The following is an 18,813-nucleotide window of genomic DNA, read 5'->3' as shown; positions in this document are numbered from 1 at the left end:
CGCGCCTTTCTCCGGCACGTCACCTTACTGAATGTCGCTTGCTACTGGGCTACCTTCGCCAGCGTTTCCTGCTCGGCGGCGATGGTGGTGTCCTCGCCGTGGCCGGTGCGGACCACGGTGTCGGCCGGGAGGGTCAGCAGCCGTTCGCGGATGGAGGCGAGGATGGTGGGGTAGTCGCTGTAGGACCGGCCGGTGGCGCCTGGGCCGCCGTTGAACAGCGTGTCCCCGGTGAAGACCGTCCCCTCGCTTTCCAGGTGGAAGCAGGTGGACCCGGGCGAGTGGCCCGGCGTGTGGATTGCCCTCAGGGTTGCCCCGCCCACCTGGAACACGTCACCGTCGGAGTGGTAGTGGTCCGGTTTGGCGTCCGGGTAGACCTGCTCCCACAACACCAGGTCCTCCTTGTTCAGGTGGATCGGAGCGCCCAGGGCATCGGCGACCTCGCGTGCGGCACCGATGTGGTCGTTGTGCGCGTGCGTGAGCAGGATGGCCTTCACCTTCCGGCTGCGGACCTGGTTGATGATCGCGGCGGCGTCGTGCGGCGCGTCGATGATGATGCATTCCTCGTCATTGCCCACGATCCAGACGTTGTTGTCCACGTCCCAGGTGCCGCCGTCGAGCGAAAATGTGCCGGAGGTGACCAGGTTTTCGATGGTGACGCTCATGCGGACGCCCCCGCCGGCTGGACCTCGACGACGGAGCGCAGCACCTTGCCCTCGTGCATCTTGCCGAACGCTTCCTCCACCTGGTCGATGGTGATCCGCTCGGACACGAAGGCATCCAGGTCCAGGTTGCCCTGCTTGTAGTGCGAGACGAGCATCGGGAAGTCGCGGGAGGGCAGGCAGTCGCCGTACCAGGAGGACTTCAGCGAGCCGCCGCGGCCAAAGACATCCAGCAGCGGCAGTTCCAGCGTCATCTCCGGCGTCGGCACACCCACAAGGACCACGCGGCCGGCAAGGTCGCGGGCGTAGAAGGCCTGCTTGTAGGTCTCAGGGCGGCCGACGGCGTCAATCACCACGTCCGCTCCGTGGCCTCCGGTGAGGGCACGGATGGCCTCCACGGCGTCCTCCCGGCGCGAGTTCACGCCATGGGTGGCACCGAGCGACTTGGCCATGTCGATCTTGTTGTCGTCGATGTCCACGGCGATGATCGTCGTCGCACCGGCCAGCCTGGCCCCGGCGACCGCAGCGATGCCCACGCCGCCGCAGCCAATGACGGCCACGGATTCCCCGCGCTTGACCTCGCCCGTGTTGATCGCGGCGCCGATGCCGGCCATGATGCCGCAACCCAGCAGGCCCACCGCGGCTGCGTCAACGTCCGGGTCCACCTTGGTGCACTGCCCGGCGGCGACCAGGGTCTTCTCGGCGAAGGCGCCGATGCCCAGGGCCGGCGAAAGCACGGTTCCGTCCTCCAGGGTCATCTTCTGCGTGGCGTTGTGCGTGTTGAAGCAGTACTGCGGCTGGCCCTTGGCGCACGCGCGACACTCCCCGCAGACGGCACGCCAGTTAAGGATGACCCGGTCACCCGGGGCCACCGAGGTCACATCCGGGCCAACGGCACTGACCACACCGGTGGCTTCATGGCCCAGGAGGTACGGGAAGTCGTTTCCGATACCGCCCTGCTTGTAGTGCAGGTCGGTGTGGCAGACGCCGCAGGTCAGGATGTCCACCAGGGCTTCCCCCGGCCCCGGATCCGGCACCAGGATGGTCTCCAACGACACAGGGGCGTCCTTCTCCCGGACAATGACAGCTTGAACCTTGTGGACCATTGTTCTTGTGTTCCTTTCCTGGACCTTGGCAGTCCGGTAAGTCGGCGACGTGTGCCAATCTAGCTGACGCAGCTGTTCAAGGACGGGGTCTTGGGCCTACCAACCCCTGAACAATTGCGTAATGCACAACAGAATGCACATAGCGCTACCTAGCAATATGACAGCGGCCACACCTCGTGTCAATAGATATATCAGTTGCAGGGCAGCGGGGCGATAGGCGTCCGGCATTGGCCGCCTGGGCGTTTTTGGTCGCCCGGGGCGCTCAATGGCGGCGTACGCCCCGTTATGTCCCCAAAATCTCCGGCAGTACGCTTGATGGCATGGCTTTTGAAGAATCCGCTGCCGAGCGGCGCGAAGTAACCGTCCGCCGGGCACCCAAGTACGTTCCCTTCCTGGTCCTGGGTGCGCTGGTGGGTGTTGCTGCAGCCGCAGTGGTTGCCTACGCGGTACCGGGCGATGCAACGTTCGACCCCGGCGCTGTCTTCGGATTCTTCCTGGTGATGTTTGCCGCGTGCGGCGCAATCCTGGGCGCCGCACTGGCGCTGGTCCTGGACCGCCGCAGCCTGAAGCGGCAGGACCGGGCCGTCGTGGAGGCCGTTCCCGACTCGGAGCCGGACACCGATCCCCAGGCGTAGCAAGTCACAAACGGGCGGCCGGAAAAGTCATACCCCATATCGTGAGATAATCGACCAGTGGCACGCGGCGATGGAAAACTTTCCCATGATCTTCTCCCCGGCGAAAAAGGCCCGCAGGACGCTTGCGGCGTCTTCGGCGTCTGGGCCCCAGGCGAAGAGGTAGCAAAACTTACCTATTACGGGCTGTATGCACTGCAGCACCGCGGTCAGGAGTCGGCTGGCATAGCAACCAGCGACGGCAAGCGGATCAACGTCTACAAGGACATGGGCCTCGTGTCCCAGGTCTTCGACGAGACCACGCTGAACACCCTGACCGGGCACCTGGCCGTGGGCCACTGCCGCTACTCCACCACCGGCGCCAGCCACTGGGCCAATGCGCAGCCCACCCTTGGCGCCACCGCCACCGGCACGGTGGCCCTGGCACACAACGGCAACCTGACCAACACCGCCGAGCTCAATGCCATGATCACCGAGCGCAACGGCGGCCACCTCACCGGCGAAATGAAGCAGGGCAACACCTCTGACACTGCCTTGGTCACCGCCCTGCTGGAGGGCGAGCCCGGCAAGACCCTGGAAGAAACCGCCACCGAACTCCTGCCCAAGATCAAGGGCGGCTTCTGCTTCGTGTTCATGGACGAGGGCACGCTCTACGCTGCACGTGACACCTTCGGCATCCGCCCGCTGGTCCTGGGCCGGTTGGAGCGCGGCTGGGTGGTTGCCTCCGAGCAGTCCGCCCTGGCCACCGTGGGCGCCAGCTTCATCCGGGAGATCGAGCCGGGCGAGTTCATTGCCATCGACGAGGAAGGCGTGCGGTCCAAGCGGTTCGCGGAGCCGACGCCGGCAGGTTGCGTTTTCGAGTACGTCTACCTCGCGCGCCCGGACGCGGCCATCGCCGGCCGCTCCGTGTACGAGTCCCGCGTGGAGATGGGCCGCCAGCTGGCCCGCGAAAACACGCAGCAGGCGGACATCGTCATCCCCGTGCCGGAATCCGGCACCCCCGCGGCTGTTGGCTACGCCGAAGAATCCGGCATCCCGTTCGCGCACGGCTTCGTCAAGAACTCCTACGTGGGCCGTACCTTCATCCAGCCCTCCCAGACCCTGCGCCAGCTGGGCATCCGGCTCAAGCTCAACGCCCTTGAATCCGTGATCCGCGGCAAGCGTGTTGTGGTGGTGGATGATTCGATCGTCCGCGGCAACACCCAGCGCGCCATTGTGCGGATGCTCCGGGAAGCCGGCGCCGCCGCAGTGCACGTGAAGATTTCCTCCCCTCCTGTGCAGTGGCCGTGCTTCTATGGCATCGACTTCGCTTCCCGGGCCGAACTGATTGCCAACGGCGCCACCATTGAGGAGATCTCCCAAGCCATCGGCGCAGACTCGCTGGCCTACATCTCCGAGGACGGCATGATCGGTGCCACCCGCCAGCCGCGCGAACGCCTCTGCACCGCCTGCTTCACCGGCAAGTACCCCATCAAGCTCCCGGATGCGGACAAGCTGGGAAAGAACCTCCTGGAACGCACCGACCTGGGCGGCCTGAAGCCCTCCCCGTCCGCGCTTCCCGGCCAAACCGCCGCCCTGGCCGTTGACGCCACCGAGGACCCCGCTGAAAAGGCCGGGGCTACCGGCTGTGATCCGGGCCCGGACTCAGAATTCGAGAACCTGCTGACCGAAGCCGACCTTGTGCCCGACGTACCCGCCGCCACCAGCGCCGATAAGAAAGAGTCCGTATGACTTCCGTTAGCCCCGCCGCAAACAACTCCGGCATCACCTACGCCTCCGCAGGCGTGGACGTTGAAGCCGGGGACCGCGCCGTCGAGCTCATGAAGGATGCCGTCAAGGCAACCCACAACTCCTCGGTGATCGGCGGGGTGGGCGGCTTCGCCGGCCTTTACGACGTTTCCCGGCTGCTGACCTACAAGAGGCCGCTGCTGGCCACGTCCACCGACGGCGTGGGCACCAAGGTTGCCATCGCCCAGGCCATGGACATCCACGACACCATCGGGTTCGACCTTGTGGGCATGGTGGTGGATGACATCGTGGTGGTAGGCGCCGAGCCGCTCTACATGACCGACTACATCGCCTGCGGCAAGGTGGTCCCGGAACGCATCGCGGGCATTGTCCGCGGCATCGCGGCCGCCTGCTCCGTGGCCGGCACCGCCCTGGTGGGCGGCGAGACTGCCGAGCACCCGGGCCTGCTGGGCGAGCACGAATACGACGTTGCCGGCGCAGCCACCGGCGTGGTCGAGGCCGATGCCCTGCTGGGACCGGACCGCGTCCGTGCGGGCGACGTCGTGATCGGCATGGCCTCTTCCGGCCTCCACTCCAACGGCTACTCGCTGGTCCGCCGCGTCATCAACCACGCCGGCTGGGCCCTGGACCGCCAGGTGTCCGAACTGGGCCGCACCCTGGGTGAGGAACTCCTGGAACCCACCCGCGTCTACGCGGCCGATTGCCTGGACCTGGCCCGCACCTTCCCGGTCAGCGCCGAAGCGGCTGTTCACGGCTTCAGCCACGTTACCGGCGGCGGCCTGGCCGCCAACCTGGCCCGCGTCCTCCCCCAGGGCCTCGTGGCCACCGTGGACCGCGCCACCTGGGAACTGCCGGCCATCTTCAAGCTGGTCTCGGAGCTGGGCAACGTGCCCCTGGCGGACCTCGAGCGCACCCTGAACCTTGGCGTGGGCATGGTGGCCATCGTGTCGCCCCAAGCTGCCGACGCCGCCGTTGCCCGCCTGAACGACCGGGGCCTGCCGTCCTGGATCATGGGCACGGTCACCGAGGATTCGGACTCCATCCTGAAGTCCGGCCCGGATTACGTCCAGGGCGCCAAGGGCGTGGACGGCGGCGCTGTCCGCCTGGTCAACGCCTACGCCTAGCCAACTGCTGGAGGCTCCCCACTGCACGCGGTGGGGAGCCTCCACTTTTAAGCGACCTGTATGAGGTTCAGCACACCGCCCTGCGGGTCCTCGATGGTGGCCAGTGATCCCACCGTGGGACGGTCATCCGGCTCCACCAGGACTTCGCCGCCTGCTGCCAGGGCGGCCGCTGCCGCCGCGGCAATATCTGCCGCGCCAAAGTAGATCTGCCAGTCCGCTTCCTCGCCTTCGTCGGCAGGAACGATGCCGGCCACCTCGCTGCCGTCGATGAGCAGCGTGCGGTAGCTGCCGCCGTCGTCCTGGGGGTACTCGGTGACTTCATGGCCGAAAAGCTGCTGGAAGAAGCCGATGGCGGCCTGCGGCTCGGGTGTAAAGAGCTCAGCCCAGGCCAAGGCGCCCGGTTCGTTGAAGAGCCGGCTGCCGAAGTGGGTACCTGCCTGCCAGATCCCGGTGGTTCCGCCGCCGGGAGGGGCCAAAAAGCCCAGCACCCCGGTGTCGCCCACCTTCTCAGGCCCGAACTGGGCGGTTCCGCCGGCATGGCCCGCTTCCTGGAGCAGGTCCGCGGCATCTGCGGCCGCAAAGTAGACGTTCCACTCGGCAGCGGTGCCGGCCTCAAGCTGCAAGGGATTTTGCGGCGCAATGGTGGCCACCAACTGCCCGCGGACAAAGGCCTGCGCGTAGCTGCGGCCGTCCGGAGTGGGGAAGTCCTGGTAGGTCCAGCCGAACAGGCGGCCGTAGAAATCTTTGGCGGCATCAACATCGGGGGTCTGGAGATCCGCCCAGCAGGGCTCGCCGCTGGCGTACGTGGTCCGAACAGTCATGCGGGCAGGTTACCAACCAAACACGGAAAGCCCGCTGCCCTGCCGGTAATTCGGTGGGGCAGCGGGCTCCATGACGTAAGCGGCGCCACAGCAGCCGGGCCAGGGGCCACAGCAGGCTTGCGACAACTAGCCGATGCGACGGTTGTCTACCTCGTCGTCATCGTCATCCAAATCATCCGCGTACTTATCCACATAAGCCGAATAGTCCGGTTCGACCGGTTCATTCGAGTAATGGCTCGTTGAACGACTTCCAGGGCCCGTCAGCTCACGCTGAAGTGCCGAGTAGTCAGTGTTCGGGGAGTAGTACTTAATGTCCCGAGCCTGCTTGGTAGCTTTTGCCTTTTGACGGCCGCGCCCCATGGCGTGACCCCCTTTTGTACTTGGACCGGAGGTGGTCACCTTGGCGATCGGTGAGGCCCCGGAATGTTTGGTCAATTTGTCGTACACCTAGATTACATGCTTTCGGCGGGCCCCGCTTGCCGCCCGGCGCCCCGGACGGCCGGGTGGGGTACCATGATGCACCTCCTCCCGCGGGATTCCGGCATTTTTCTTCGGTAGAGTCGCTTAAGAACTGCCGATTTTATCTGGCCGTTGGCGAGCCGTGGCACCAAAACCCAGGAGGATGCGCACCCGTGAACCACCAGGACATCCCGCCGAAACCCGCTTCGCCTCCGCGGACCGGAAGCCTGCCGAAGATCCACAGTGGGACCGGTCCAGCCCCCGCCCCGGAATCCGTTACCTGGTCCCAGCCGCGCCATGATCCTGCGCCGGAAAAACACACCAACAGGAAGCCTGCCCTGTGGAAGGCGTTTCTGGTCGTCGTTATCCTTGCCGTTGCCGGCTCACTGGTGTGGCTTGCCGTCTGGTTGAACTCATCGCCCGGCACCGATGCGGCAAAGAATGACGCACAGGGCGTGCTGCAAACCGCGGTCACGCCGCCGGCCACTCCCCAACCCCTTCCCCGCGAAGGGGTCGCACCCCCGGCGTACGCACTGGGTGACTGCTTCAAGGATTTCGATCCCCAGGCCCTGACGTCCACGCTGGTGCCCTGCGATACGGGCCATTCGGCCCAGCTGGTGGCCACCTTGACATATCCGGAAAGCGCCAAGTACCCGGGGGCGGAGCCGCTCAAGGCCAAGGCACTGGAAGTCTGCCAGGCGGCGAAACTCGGCCCGGCGGCGAAAAACTTCCAGCTCAACTACCAGCGCAGCTTCCCCAGCAGCACCAGTTGGGAATCCGGCGACCGCAGGGTTGATTGCTACGTCACGGCAGACACCGGCAATGTGATTAACGCGAGCGTGCTGCCCTGACGGTCAGCCCGCCAGGGCAGCACGGCCCGCTTCAGAGGCCCTGCGGCTAGTCCTTCCGCCGCACCGACAGTCCGGAACTGGGGGCGCCCGTCAACGCGTCCACGTTGCGCTCCGTCAGTTCCCCAAAGTCCGGCGCGGTATCAACCAGGACGGTGTCGCCGTCGCTGATTTCACCGGCGAGGATGGACTTGGCCAGCCGGTCGCCGATCTCGCGCTGCACCAGGCGGCGCAGCGGCCGGGCGCCGTAGGCGGGGTCGTAGCCGGACAGCGCCAGCCAGGCCTTGGCGCTGTCGGTCACATCGAGGGTGAGCCGGCGCTCGTGCAGCCTGCGGCCCAGTTCCGCCACGTGCAGTTCCACAATGTGCGCCAGCTCCTCCACCGTGAGGGCATCGAACAGCACCACTTCATCGAGCCGGTTGAGGAACTCCGGCTTGAAGGACGCGTTCACCGTGGCCATGACCGCATTGCGCTTGGCCTCGGCGTCCAGCGTCTGGTCCACCAGGAACTGGCTGCCCAGGTTGGAGGTGAGCACCAGGATCACGTTGCGGAAGTCCACGGTACGGCCCTGCCCGTCGGTGAGGCGGCCGTCGTCGAGCACCTGCAGGAGGATGTCGAACACCTCGGGGTGCGCCTTCTCCACTTCGTCCAGCAGCACCACCGAGTAGGGACGACGGCGCACGGCCTCGGTCAGCTGCCCGCCTTCCTCGTAGCCCACGTATCCCGGAGGCGCCCCGACCAGCCGGGCGACGCTGTGCTTCTCGCCGTACTCGGACATGTCGATCCGCACCATGGCGCGTTCGTCGTCGAACAGGAAGTCCGCCAGGGCCTTGGCCAACTCGGTCTTGCCTACGCCGGTGGGGCCCAGGAACAGGAAGGAACCCGTGGGCCGGTTGGGGTCACTGATGCCCGCCCTGGCGCGCCGGACGGCGTCTGAGACTGCGGCTACAGCCTTGCCCTGGCCGATGAGGCGCTTGCCGAGCTCCTCCTCCATGTGCAGCAGCTTCTGGCTTTCACCTTGCAGCATGCGGCCGGCCGGGATGCCGGTCCACGCGGAAATGACCTCCGCGATGTCTTCTGCCGTCACTTCCTCCGCCACCATCTGCGCGGACTTGTCCGTCACGGCGGCCTCCGCTTCGGCAGCGGCGTTCAGCTCGCGTTCCAGCGCCGGAATTTCCCCGTAGAGGATCCGCGAGGCGGTCTCCAGATCACCCTCGCGCTGGGCCTTGTCCGCGGCGGACCGCAGCTCATCGAGCTTGGCCTTCAGGTCACCCACCCGGTTCAGGCCGGCCTTTTCAGCCTCCCAGCGGGCGTTGAGCGCGGAGAGCTCCTCCTCCTTGTCCGCCTTGTCGGCCCGGAGCGCAGCCAGCCGCTCCACGGAGGCAGCGTCGGTCTCGCCCTCCAGCGCGAGCTCCTCCATGGTGAGCCGGTCCACCTGGCGCCGCAGCTGGTCGATCTCCTCCGGGGCGGAGTCGATCTCCATGCGCAGCCGGGACGCGGCCTCGTCCACCAGGTCGATGGCCTTGTCCGGCAGCTGGCGGCCCGAAATGTAGCGGTTGGACAGCGTGGCTGCCGCCACCAGCGCGGAGTCGGCGATGGAGACCTTGTGGTGCGCCTCGTAGCGCTCCTTCAGGCCACGGAGGATGCCGATGGTGTCCTCCACGCTGGGCTCGCCAACGTACACCTGCTGGAAGCGGCGTTCCAGGGCTGCGTCCTTCTCGATGTTCTCCCGGTACTCGTCCAGCGTCGTGGCGCCGATCAGCCGCAGCTCGCCACGGGCCAGCATGGGCTTGAGCATGTTGCCGGCGTCCATGGAGGAATCGCCGGTGGCGCCGGCGCCCACCACGGTGTGGATCTCGTCGATGAAGGTGACAATCTGGCCGTCTGAGCCCTTGATCTCCTCGAGGACCGCCTTCAGCCGCTCCTCGAATTCGCCGCGGTACTTGGCGCCGGCCACCATGGAGCCGAGGTCAAGGGAGATGAGGGTCTTGCCCCGCAGGCTCTCCGGGACGTCGCCGGCCACCATCCGCTGGGCCAGGCCTTCCACCACGGCGGTCTTGCCCACGCCGGGTTCGCCGATGAGCACCGGGTTGTTCTTGGTGCGGCGGGACAGGACCTGCACTACGCGCCGGATTTCGGCGTCCCGGCCGATCACGGGGTCCAGCTTGCCGGCGCGGGCCATGGAGGTGAGGTCGGTGCCGTACTTCTCGAGCGCCTGGAAGGTGTTTTCGGGGTCCGGGCTGTCCACCTTGCGGTCGCCGCGGACGCCCGGCAGGGCGGCGAGGAGTGCCTCGCGGGAGGCGCCGGCGTCGCGCAGCAGGCGGGCGGCGGCATCGTTGCCGGTGGAGAGGCCCACCAGGAGCACCTCGGTGGAGACAAAGCTGTCGCCCAGACGGTCCGCTTCCTCCTTGGCGTGCTGGATGGCCTGCAGTGCGGGCCGGGACAGCTGCGCCTGCTGGCTGGAGCCGCCCGACGTGGCGGGCAGTGCCTTGATGGCACTGCTGGCCTGGACGCTGACGGCATCGGGATCGGCGCCGGTTGCGCGAAGCAGCGCGACGGCGACGCCCTCACGCTGGTCCATCAGCGCCTTGAGGAGGTGGGCCGGTTCCACCTGGGGGTTGCCGGCCGTCGAGGCGTTCATTGCCGCGGCGGAAAGAGCCTCCTGGCTCTTGGTGGTGAATTTGACGTCCAAAGAGAGCTCCTTTCGGGGGCTTGTTGACTAAGTTGAGTCTACTACGCTCAACTTTGGACGGCGACGTCCACTAGCCATGTTTGCCCACGGCGAAACGGCTGTCCAGAGCCGGAGGTCCCGCCGGGCCTGCTTGGACAATCGGCTGCCGGGACATACTCCGCCTAGGTCCCGTACACGGACACGGCCGCAGCCTTGACCACGAAGTGCACCGTCATGCCGGGGACAAGGCCCAGGTCGGCGGAGGCGGCAGGGGTGATGTCCGCGGCCAGGCCGCCGGCCCGGACGCGGATCTGGTCGCCGTGCGGCTCGAGGTCCGTGATGGTGACGGCAAACGAGTTCCGCGGGCTGCCGTGCGCATCGTCGAGGAACACGGAAACGGCCGACGGCGGGAACACGGCGACGCCGGGACCGCCCGCCCTGGGCAGCGGGACAGGCTCCCCGGACGCCGCGGCGGGGACGGCTTCCTCGTCGTGGCCGGCAATCCGCAGGCCGTGGCTGGTCCGCACCCCCGCCCCGTCGAGGATGCCCGGAATGAAGTTCAGCCCGGCGAGCCCGGCGGCAAAGGAGCTGCGCGGCCGCTCCAGCACCGCCCGGGTGGGGCCTTCCTCCGCGATCCGACCGTTTTCCAGGATGACCACCCGGTCCGCGAGCACCAGCGCGTCCAGTACGTCGTGGGTCACGATGATGGCCTGCCGGCCTGCGAGGACGCGCTTGAACAGGCGGCGCAGCAGCGGCGCGGAGTGGATATCCAGGGCTGCCAGCGGCTCGTCGAGCAGGAGGAGGGCGGGGTCGGCGGCGAGCGCACGGGCCACGGCCACGCGCTGGGCCTGGCCGCCGGACAGCTGGGCGGGACGCCGCCCGGCCAGTTCTCCGGCCTCCACCTCGGCCAGCCAGTGCAGCGCCTGCTCCTCCGCATTCCGCTTGGAAACTCCGGCGCTGCGGGGCCCGAACGAGACATTGTCCAGGGCATTCAGGTGGGGGAAGAGCAGCGGTTCCTGGGCCAGCAGGGCGGTGCCGCGGCGGTGCGGAGCCGCCCACGTACGTTTTCCGCCGTCGAGGTCAAAGAGGGTCCTGCCGTTGAGTTCGGCCCGGCCGCTGTCCGGCCGCAGGAGGCCCGCGATGCCGGCCAGCAGGGTTGATTTACCGGCACCGTTGGGCCCCATGACGGCCACGGTTTCGCCCGGTCGGACGCTCAGGGCCACGTCGAAGCTGCGCCCGGCCACCACTGCGTGGAAGGACAATGTCACCGGACACCCCCTCCTGCCGGGGCCGGCGCCGTCGTCCTTTTGCCTGACCCGGAACGGCCCGGTGCCGGGCGCCGGTATGCAAGGGCAACCACCGCCACGGCGACGGCCACGAGTACCAGGGACAGGGCGACGGCGGCGTCCGGGTCCGTTTCGCGCTGCAGGTAGATTTCCAGCGGCAGGGTCCGCGTCACCCCCTGCAGGCTGCCCGCGAACGTCAGCGTGGCGCCGAACTCGCCCAGGCTCCGCGCGAAGGCGAGGACCGCGCCGGACGCCAGCCCCGGGAGCACCAGCGGAAGCGTGACGCGACGGAACACCGTGCCGGGGCGTGCGCCCAGCGTCGCCGCCACCGCCTCGTAGCGGGAGCCCGAGGTGCGCAGGGCACCCTCAAGGCTAACCACCAGGAACGGCAGGGCCACGAACGTCTGCGCCAGGACCACCGCGGTGGTGGAGAAGGCGATCTGCAGGCCGAGCACGTTCAGCGCCTGCCCCAGCAGCCCCTGCCGGCCGAACGTGTAGAGCAGCGCGATGCCGCCCACCACAGGAGGAAGGACCAGCGGCAGGAGCACCAGCGAGCGCAGCAGCCCCTGCAGGCGGAAGGTGTCCCGGGCAAGGACCAGAGCCAGCGGTACGCCCAGCACAATGCACAGCAGGGTGCTGGCGGCCGAGGTCCGCAGGCTCAGCCCCAGCGCGGTCAGCGACGGCCCGGAGGTCACCAGCGGGAGGAACCGCGGCCAGTCCACGCGGAGCACCATCGCCAGCAGCGGAAGCACGACGACGACGGCGGCCAGGACGGCCAGCGCGCGGACCCAGCCGGGGATGCCGGAGTAGGCCGGGCTTGGGGTGCGTGGCCGCACCATGGGCAGAAAGGGCTGCCGCCTTGCTGCCTGCTCCCGGGTCACTTGACGCTTCCGTCACCGGCGCCGGCCGGCCCAAACCCCGCTGCAGCGAGGACGCGCCGGCCTTCCGGACCGGTGACCAGGTCCAGGAAAGCCCGGGCGGCGGCCTTGTTCCGGCCGCCGGCGACGCCGGCGATCGGGTAGGTGTTGACCGCACTCCCTGATTCCGGGAACTGGATCCCGGCCACCTTGGACCCGGCGGACTTGATGTCCGTGCCGTAGACCAGCCCGGCGTCGGCCTCCCCGGAGGCCACCTTGCCCAGGACGTCCGTGACCGCGTTCTCCTCGCTGACCGGATTCAGCGCCACTCCGGCCGCCTCCGCGGCCGTGGCCGCGGCAGTCCCGCAGGGAACCTGCCTTGCGCAGGTGACCAGTTTGAGGCCCGGCCGGGCAAGGTCCTTCAGTGCGGTGATTCCTGCCGGGTTGCCCGGCGCTACTGCGATGGCGAGCGTGTTGGTGGCGAAGTTCCTGGCGGCGCCGTCCACCAGCCCGGCGTCCTGCACCTTCTTCATGTTGGCCAGGTCCGCCGGCGCGAAGACATCCGCCGGCGCCCCCTGGCTGATCTGGCTGGCCAGGTCCGAGGACCCTGCAAAGCTCAGGGCAACCGTGGTGCCGGGGTTTTCCGCCTCGAAGGTGCGGGCGAGTTCGGTGAAGGTGCCTTTGAGGGAGGCGGCCGCGAAAACGGTGATGGTGCCTTCCGGCTTGGCGCCTGAGCCGGCTGCGCTGTTGCCCGCGCTGTTCTCCTCGCCAGGGCCTGCGCCCTGGGCCGCTCCGCCCGCAGCGCAGCCGGTGAGGACGGTCAGCAGCAGCACGGCGGCCGGCAGGACAGCAAGGGAAAGGAGCCGCGCCAGGGAGGCGGACACCGCGGTACGCGTGGAGGTCCGGGTCATGCGGTGGCCCTGCCCTTCGGGGATTCGATGATGACCGTTGTTGCCTTGACCACCGCCGTGGCCACCGAGCCCGGTTCCAGGCCCAGTTCCAGCACGGCCTCGCTGCTCATCAGCGAGACCACCCGGAACGGCCCGCACTGCAGTTCCACCTGTGCCATCACCTTGTCCGTGATGACGTTGGTGACCAGGCCCACGAACCGGTTCCGGGCGGAGCTGCTCCCGCTCTTGGGGTCATCGGGCAGCTGGGCCAGCTTTTGCGCATGCGTCGCCAGCTCGAGTCCATCGACGGCGAGCCGGCCGGAGCCGTCCCGGAGCGGGGTAAGTGTTCCGTGCTCCGTCCAGCGGCGGACGGTATCGTCACTTACGCCCAGGAGACGGGCAGCTTCAGAAACGCGGATAAGGGTCATTTCTTGATTCTAGTCCGCAGATGCGGATTAGGCCTCCGCTTCTGGGAGCATATGCAAAATGACTGCGTGCCCCGTGGCTGCGCGTCCCCTGCCCGAAGGGCGGCACTAGACTCCTTCCATGGCCATCTACATTGACCAGCCGCTGTGGCCTGCACACGGAACACATTTCTCGCACCTGGTCTCGGACTCTTCGCTGGATGAGCTGCATGCGTTCGCAGCTGCCGCGGGGATCCCGGAGCGGGCGTTCGACGGCGACCATTACGATGTGCCGGAACGCCGCATTGAGGAGCTGGTGGCGGCAGGCGCGGTCCGGGTGGAGGGCAGGGTGCTGGTCCGCAAACTCATCGCCAGCGGGCTCCGGATCCCGGCACGCCGGCGGAACAAGTCGCTGAAGGTCCCGCTGCTGACCCGCTGGGAAGCCATCATGCCGGGCCGTGACGCACTGTTCCTGGACCTGCTGGACCGGTGGAGCGAACCACACCGGCATTACCACGGCTGCACCCACCTGCTCTCCGTCCTGGAGGCACTGGACCTGCTCACCGAACCGGGCCAGGCGCCGCGGACCGTGCTGCTGGCGGCCTGGTTCCACGATGCCGTGTACCGCGGCGCGGCGGGCAGGGACGAGGAGGAGTCCGCCCGGCTGGCGGAAAGCCGACTGGCCGGGACCGGGCTGCCGCCGGACGAGGTGGCGGAAGTGGCGCGGCTGGTCCGGCTCACGTCGGACCACCAGCCCGAACCAGGGGACCACGACGGCGCCCTCCTCTGCGACGCGGACCTCTCGGTCCTCGGCGGCGATCCTGAGGAATACGCCCGCTACCTTGCCGCTGTCCGCAAAGACTACGCGCACATCGGTGACGCCGACTTCGCAGCCGGCAGGGCCGCCGTCGTGCGCCACCTGCTGGAACTGGACCCGCTCTTCCACCACCCGCGGGCCCGGGAACTGTGGCAGGACGCCGCGCACCTGAACCTGAAAGGTGAACTGGCATGAACGCCCCGGGCTCCGGTTCACGGCACACGCACTCCGCCAATGCCGCGCACCGCCAGCTTCCGTTCACGGTCAGGCTGGACTGGGGCCTTGATGGAGCCGGGACCGTGGCGTCCGGCGCCGACATTGCGGTGGTGGTGGATGTCTTTTCCTTCAGCACCTGCGTCAGTGTGGCGCTGGACCGCGGCGCGGAGGTGTTTCCCTACCCGTGGCGGGACACCAGCGCCGAAGACTTCGCCGCCCACCACCAGGCGCAGCTGGCCGGCCCGCGCGGCGGTGGCGGGCTGAGCCTCTCCCCCGCAAGCCTCCGCGCGGCAGAAGCCCTGGGAAAAGTGGTCCTGCCCTCCCCCAACGGGTCGGAACTTTGCCACGCGCTGGCCGGGGACGTACCGCTGGTGGCCGCAGTGTGCCTCCGGAACGCCGCAGCCACGGCCGACTGGGTGGCGGCGAACCTTCCGGAGGACGCGGTACTGGCGGTGGTTGCTGCCGGGGAGCGCTGGCCGGACGGCACGCTGCGGCCTGCGGTGGAGGACCAGATCGGGGCGGGCGCGTTCATCGCCGGGCTGGCGGCCGCCGGCAGGGGCGGCTACGAAGCCGGGGACGGCAGGCACGGCTACGCGCCGGAGGCGGTAGCTGCCATGGCCGTTTTCGAAGCCGCCGAACCTCGGCTGCGTGAGATGCTCCAGTTGTGTTCCAGCGGCCGCGAGTTGACCGGGGCCGGCTACCCAGAGGACGTGGACATCGCCGCGGAACTGGACCAAAGCGGTTCGGTGGCCCTCCTGCGCAACGGGGCGTTCCGGCCGCTCTAAGGGGCTGCGGCTTCCACGGGTTTACGGATGCCGGAACCGGATGCAAAACTGCACGGATGAGCCTGCGCATCCAAGCCCTTGCCATTGATTCCACCGACCCCCGGGTTCCTGCTGCCTTTTGGGAAAAAGCGCTTGGCTGGCGCCGCACCCATGAAGAGGACGACGAGATCGTGCTGGAGCCGCCGGCAGGCAGCGCCGGGGACGGCGTGTTGCCGGACCTGCTTTTCCTCAGGGTCCCGGAGCAGAAGGAACTCAAGAACCGCCTTCACCTGGACCTCCGCCCGGAGGACCAGGACGCGGAGGTGGCCAGGCTGGAAGAGCTGGGCGCCCGGCAAATCTCGGTGGGACAGGGGGCAGCGGCAACCTGGGTTGTCATGGCTGATCCCGACGGCAACGAGTTCTGCGTGCTGCGGGCGATGCGCCCGGACGGATCCGCCTAGCGGTAGCGGCTGACGGGGTAGTTGCTCACAAACGGCGTATTGGTGGGCACGATCTGCTTGCCCAGCGGCATAAGGGACACCGGGATGAGCTTGAGGTTGGCGATGGCCAGCGGGATCCCGATGATGGTCACGGCCATGGCGAACGCGGTCACCACGTGGCCGATGGCGATCCAGATGCCGGCCACGAGCAGCCAGATCACGTTGCCCAGCAGCGAGAAGACACCGGTGCCGCCGGGCTTGTCCACCACCATCCGGCCGAACGGCCACAACGTGTAGGCGGCGATCCGGAACGAGGCGATGCCCCAGGGGATGGTGACGATCAGCAGGCAGCAGACCACGCCCGCGAGGAAATAGCCCAGGGCCAGCCACAGGCCGCCGAAAACCAGCCAGATGATGTTCAGAAGTGTCTTCATGCACCCATTCTGCCCCCAGCCCCTGCCACGCGGCGCTGGGGGACTCCCCTGATCCTGCCCTGATCCCCGGCCGGGCTGCGGCACCTACACCGTGGCGGCCGACTTTGCGGCGTGGACAAAGGCGCGGATCTTGGCAGGGTCCTTCACGCCCCGGGATGCCTCCACGCCTGAGGAAACATCCACCCCCCAGGCATGCGCGGCCGCTGATGCCTGGCCAACATTGGCAGCGTCCAGTCCGCCGGCGAGCAGCCAGTTCCGTCCCTGCAGCACCGGCAGGTCCGCCACGGAGGCGTAGTCCCAGGATTCCCCTGAGCCCGGCACCGCGGCGTCAATCAGGAGCAGGTCCTCGCCCCAGTCGTCGAACTCATCCTGGCCGGCACCCATGGTGACGGCCCTGACCAGCTTCATGCCGGCGTCGTGCACTGTTGCCACGTCCGCACGCGACCGCTGGCCGTGCAGCTGGATCCATTCCAGGCCTGCGGCCCGGGCAATGGCGATGGCGTCCGCCACGGGCTCATCCCGGAAGACCCCGATCGGGGAAACACCCTTGGGGACCCCTGACAGCAGGGAGGCCACCTGCGACGGCGAGACAACGCGGGGGCTTGCGGTGAGGACGAACCCCACGGCGTCCGCGCCGGCATCCACCGCTTCACGCACCGATTCGGGCGTGCTGAGACCACACACTTTAACGAACATTCCCGGCTCCTTCAGGCTGTTTTCGTGATGACCCCCCGCAGGAGAGTAGCAGGGACAGGGTACGGGCTGCGACGCGTGACCACCGCAGCGAACTAGGCTGGGCTGATGCAGATCATCCGCTTCGCTGAACTCAAGGCCGAACCATGGCGCAACGGCGGCGGGGTGACCAGGGAAATCGCCCGCCAGGGCGCGGCCGACGGCGGCTGGGACTGGCGTGTGAGCATCGCAGACGTGGCCAAGGCCGGGGACTTCTCCGCGTTCCCCGGCATGGAGCGGGTCCTGACGGTCATCGAGGGGGAATTGCTGCTGCTCACCGTGGACGGGGCGGAACAGCCCCTGGAGAAGTACCGTCCCTTCAGGTTCGACGGCGGCGCCGCCACCGCGGCCAAACTGCCCACCGGTGACATCCGGGACCTGAACGTCATCACGCGAACGGCCGCCTTCAAGGGCTACACGTCCATCATCGAGCTGTCCAAGAAGCGCGCCCACCCAGTGTTTGAGGGCCAGCTTGCGGTGCTGCTGCAGGGGCAGGCGACGGTCAGCGACAGCGGAACCGAGCCGCTGGAGCTGGGCAGGTACGACGCCGTGGTGGGTTCCGACGCCGACTCGCCCGAGGTCCTGGGCCGCGGCTTCCTGGCCGTGGTGTCGCTCGATCCGGTTACGGCCGGGAACTGAACCCTTCCACCGGTACCACGGCGCCCCTCCGGCGCGCCTCCTCAGCCGCGAAAACCACCGCATGGCTGACCAATGACTCCTCCAGCCCCGACACCACTCCGGACCAGTCACCGCCGGCCAGGGCAGCGACCCAGGCCTGCACGAGTCCCCGGTCGCCGCCTTCATGCTTTTCGCCGGGCACCGTGGGGGCAGCGGCGGGGGCGGGGTAGGCGGTGGTGGTCCCGGTCAGGAAGTCATGGACCGAGATGCTGCCTGCCTCGATGGAGATTTCTCCGTGGCTCCCGAAGATCCTGGTGCGGCGCGGGCCTGCGGCGGTGAAGGCCGTGGCGGTGAAGGCGGCGGTGGTGCCGTCCTCGTAGTCGATGTTCACCACCTGGTGGTCCACCACGTCGTTGCCTCCTGAGTAGACGCACCGCCCGTAGGGCCCCGTTGCCAACGCCTTCCACAGCGATTCCGGTGTGCCGCCCGGGTCCACCACGTCGGCAAAATAGGCCCTGCCGGGGTCCGCAGGGGCACCGTCCGGCGGCCGGCCCGGCGCGTAGATGCGCAGGGCCGAATAGGGGCAGCGGGCTTCCGCCGGGCAGTCCGTGCAGCGCCCTGACGCGCCTTCCGGCGCTTCCTCCGGACGGAAATGCGACAGCCTGCCAAAGGAGGACACCCGAAGGGGCCGGCTTCCAATGATGAAGGAGAGCCAGTCGACGTCGTGCGTGCACTTGGCCAGCAGGAAGGGGCTGGACTCCGCCTCACGCCGCCAGTTCCCGCGGACGTAGGAGTGCGCGAAATGCCAGAAGCCCACGGGTTCCAGGTGCTGGACGGAGATGACCCGGCCCACTGCCCCGGCGGAGAGAAGTTGCCGCAGCAGGGTGGTCAGCGGCGTGTAGCGCAGGACGTGGCAGACGGCTGCCCTGATTCCCGATTCCTGCTGCAGGCGCGCCAGCTCCGCGCAGCCGGCGGGGTCGGGCGCGATGGGCTTCTCCAGGAGGACCGGGTAGCCGTGGGCTGCGGCGGCCGCAAACGGCCTTCCGTGGTCGCGGTCCGGGGTGGCAATGATGATGCCGTCGGCAGGCAGCCGGTTGCGGAGCATGGCCTGCCAGTCCTCGAAGACACGCTCCGCCGGCACGTGGAGCTCCGCCGCGATGGCTTCGCGCAGGTGCCGTCGCGGCTCCGCGATCCCCACCACGGCGGCCCGGCCGGTATCCACGGCAAGACGGGCATAGGCGGAACCCCGTGCACCGGCGCCGGCAATGAGGAGGCGCACCGGTGGT

The 18,813-nt window shown here is 68.3% G+C and carries 20 protein-coding genes; 8 read left to right on the top strand and 12 right to left on the bottom strand.

From position 1 onward, the window contains the following. Positions 1 to 41: 41 nt before the first annotated feature. Both FB478_RS08270 and FB478_RS08265 read right to left on the bottom strand, forming a co-directional pair. Positions 42 to 662 carry an MBL fold metallo-hydrolase gene (locus FB478_RS08270; protein ID WP_144600168.1) on the bottom strand — a complete coding sequence of 207 codons (621 nt, stop codon included), beginning with the start codon at positions 660 to 662 and terminating at the stop codon, positions 42 to 44. After that, positions 659 to 1,765 carry an S-(hydroxymethyl)mycothiol dehydrogenase gene (locus FB478_RS08265; protein WP_144600167.1) on the bottom strand — a complete coding sequence of 369 codons (1,107 nt, stop codon included), beginning with the start codon at positions 1,763 to 1,765 and terminating at the stop codon, positions 659 to 661. Before FB478_RS08265 ends, FB478_RS08270 begins: the two co-directional genes overlap by 4 nt. A gap of 320 nt (positions 1,766 to 2,085) precedes the next feature. On the opposite strand from FB478_RS08265, the gene FB478_RS08260 reads away from it, so the two are divergent. The 3 genes from FB478_RS08260 to purM are packed head-to-tail and all read left to right on the top strand — an operon-like array spanning position 2,086 to position 5,270. Further along, the gene (locus tag FB478_RS08260) at positions 2,086 to 2,400 is read left to right on the top strand and encodes a hypothetical protein (protein ID WP_018772123.1); all 315 of its coding nucleotides are present in this window, start codon (positions 2,086 to 2,088) and stop codon (positions 2,398 to 2,400) included. A gap of 57 nt (positions 2,401 to 2,457) precedes the next feature. After that, the gene (gene purF / locus FB478_RS08255; RefSeq protein ID WP_018772124.1) at positions 2,458 to 4,128 is read left to right on the top strand and encodes an amidophosphoribosyltransferase; all 1,671 of its coding nucleotides are present in this window, start codon (positions 2,458 to 2,460) and stop codon (positions 4,126 to 4,128) included. Next, positions 4,125 to 5,270, top strand: coding sequence for a phosphoribosylformylglycinamidine cyclo-ligase (gene purM / locus FB478_RS08250; protein WP_018772125.1), 1,146 nt, complete (start codon positions 4,125 to 4,127; stop codon positions 5,268 to 5,270). Before purF ends, purM begins: the two co-directional genes overlap by 4 nt. Positions 5,271 to 5,317: 47 nt before the next feature. Here the strand turns inward: purM and FB478_RS08245 are convergent, their stop codons facing one another. Together FB478_RS08245 and FB478_RS08240 are read right to left on the bottom strand one after the other, a co-directional pair. Next, on the bottom strand, positions 5,318 to 6,091 hold the full coding sequence (locus FB478_RS08245) for a VOC family protein (RefSeq protein WP_144600166.1): 774 nt from the start codon (positions 6,089 to 6,091) through the stop codon (positions 5,318 to 5,320). A 126-nt stretch (positions 6,092 to 6,217) separates the two neighbouring features. After that, positions 6,218 to 6,451 (bottom strand): DUF3073 domain-containing protein, encoded by a 234-nt coding sequence (locus FB478_RS08240; RefSeq protein ID WP_018772127.1) that lies wholly within the window; start codon positions 6,449 to 6,451, stop codon positions 6,218 to 6,220. Between the two features lie 272 nt (positions 6,452 to 6,723). Here FB478_RS08240 and FB478_RS08235 point away from each other — a divergent pair, with 272 nt between their 5' ends. Then, positions 6,724 to 7,401, top strand: a complete 678-nt coding sequence (locus FB478_RS08235; protein ID WP_144600165.1) for a septum formation family protein — start codon at positions 6,724 to 6,726, stop codon at positions 7,399 to 7,401. Between the two features lie 46 nt (positions 7,402 to 7,447). On the opposite strand, the gene clpB is transcribed toward FB478_RS08235, so the two are convergent. From clpB to FB478_RS08210, 5 genes are all read right to left on the bottom strand, one after another. Continuing rightward, positions 7,448 to 10,090 (bottom strand): ATP-dependent chaperone ClpB, encoded by a 2,643-nt coding sequence (gene clpB, locus FB478_RS08230; RefSeq protein ID WP_144600164.1) that lies wholly within the window; start codon positions 10,088 to 10,090, stop codon positions 7,448 to 7,450. 161 nt (positions 10,091 to 10,251) lie between these two features. Next, the gene (locus FB478_RS08225) at positions 10,252 to 11,337 is read right to left on the bottom strand and encodes a sulfate/molybdate ABC transporter ATP-binding protein (RefSeq protein WP_144600163.1); all 1,086 of its coding nucleotides are present in this window, start codon (positions 11,335 to 11,337) and stop codon (positions 10,252 to 10,254) included. After that, on the bottom strand, positions 11,334 to 12,194 hold the full coding sequence (locus FB478_RS08220; protein ID WP_134165119.1) for an ABC transporter permease: 861 nt from the start codon (positions 12,192 to 12,194) through the stop codon (positions 11,334 to 11,336). Before FB478_RS08220 ends, FB478_RS08225 begins: the two co-directional genes overlap by 4 nt. 38 nt (positions 12,195 to 12,232) lie before the next feature. After that, positions 12,233 to 13,123 (bottom strand): molybdate ABC transporter substrate-binding protein, encoded by an 891-nt coding sequence (modA, locus tag FB478_RS08215; protein ID WP_144600162.1) that lies wholly within the window; start codon positions 13,121 to 13,123, stop codon positions 12,233 to 12,235. After that, positions 13,120 to 13,530 carry a molybdopterin-binding protein gene (locus tag FB478_RS08210; RefSeq protein WP_144600161.1) on the bottom strand — a complete coding sequence of 137 codons (411 nt, stop codon included), beginning with the start codon at positions 13,528 to 13,530 and terminating at the stop codon, positions 13,120 to 13,122. The genes modA and FB478_RS08210 overlap by 4 nt, the downstream gene beginning before the upstream one ends. Positions 13,531 to 13,648: 118 nt before the next feature. Between FB478_RS08210 and FB478_RS08205 the strand changes: the two genes are divergently transcribed. The 3 genes from FB478_RS08205 to FB478_RS08195 are packed head-to-tail and all read left to right on the top strand — an operon-like array spanning position 13,649 to position 15,764. Further along, the gene (locus FB478_RS08205) at positions 13,649 to 14,518 is read left to right on the top strand and encodes a DUF4031 domain-containing protein (protein WP_144600160.1); all 870 of its coding nucleotides are present in this window, start codon (positions 13,649 to 13,651) and stop codon (positions 14,516 to 14,518) included. Then, positions 14,515 to 15,324 (top strand): 2-phosphosulfolactate phosphatase, encoded by an 810-nt coding sequence (locus tag FB478_RS08200; RefSeq protein WP_144600159.1) that lies wholly within the window; start codon positions 14,515 to 14,517, stop codon positions 15,322 to 15,324. The genes FB478_RS08205 and FB478_RS08200 overlap by 4 nt, the downstream gene beginning before the upstream one ends. A gap of 56 nt (positions 15,325 to 15,380) precedes the next feature. Further along, positions 15,381 to 15,764, top strand: a complete 384-nt coding sequence (locus FB478_RS08195) for a VOC family protein (RefSeq protein WP_018772136.1) — start codon at positions 15,381 to 15,383, stop codon at positions 15,762 to 15,764. On the opposite strand, the gene FB478_RS08190 is transcribed toward FB478_RS08195, so the two are convergent. Continuing rightward, entirely contained in the window at positions 15,761 to 16,177 is a 417-nt protein-coding gene (locus FB478_RS08190) for a YccF domain-containing protein (protein ID WP_134165067.1), read from the bottom strand. The genes FB478_RS08195 and FB478_RS08190 overlap by 4 nt on opposite strands. 84 nt (positions 16,178 to 16,261) lie before the next feature. Then, on the bottom strand, positions 16,262 to 16,873 hold the full coding sequence (locus FB478_RS08185; RefSeq protein ID WP_018772138.1) for a phosphoribosylanthranilate isomerase: 612 nt from the start codon (positions 16,871 to 16,873) through the stop codon (positions 16,262 to 16,264). A 105-nt stretch (positions 16,874 to 16,978) separates the two neighbouring features. Here FB478_RS08185 and FB478_RS08180 point away from each other — a divergent pair, with 105 nt between their 5' ends. After that, positions 16,979 to 17,548 (top strand): HutD family protein, encoded by a 570-nt coding sequence (locus FB478_RS08180; RefSeq protein ID WP_144600158.1) that lies wholly within the window; start codon positions 16,979 to 16,981, stop codon positions 17,546 to 17,548. Here FB478_RS08180 and FB478_RS08175 read toward each other — a convergent pair. Next, positions 17,532 to 18,806 carry a Gfo/Idh/MocA family protein gene (locus FB478_RS08175; RefSeq protein ID WP_144600157.1) on the bottom strand — a complete coding sequence of 425 codons (1,275 nt, stop codon included), beginning with the start codon at positions 18,804 to 18,806 and terminating at the stop codon, positions 17,532 to 17,534. The two genes, FB478_RS08180 and FB478_RS08175, sit on opposite strands and share 17 nt — an antisense overlap. Between the last annotated feature and the right edge of the window lie 7 nt (positions 18,807 to 18,813).

It is taken from the genome of Arthrobacter sp. AG367, assembly GCF_007828995.1.
Lineage (GTDB): Bacteria > Actinomycetota > Actinomycetes > Actinomycetales > Micrococcaceae > Arthrobacter.
The sequence above is the reverse complement of the archived record's forward strand: the minus strand, read 5'-3'. Positions and strand labels throughout refer to the sequence as shown.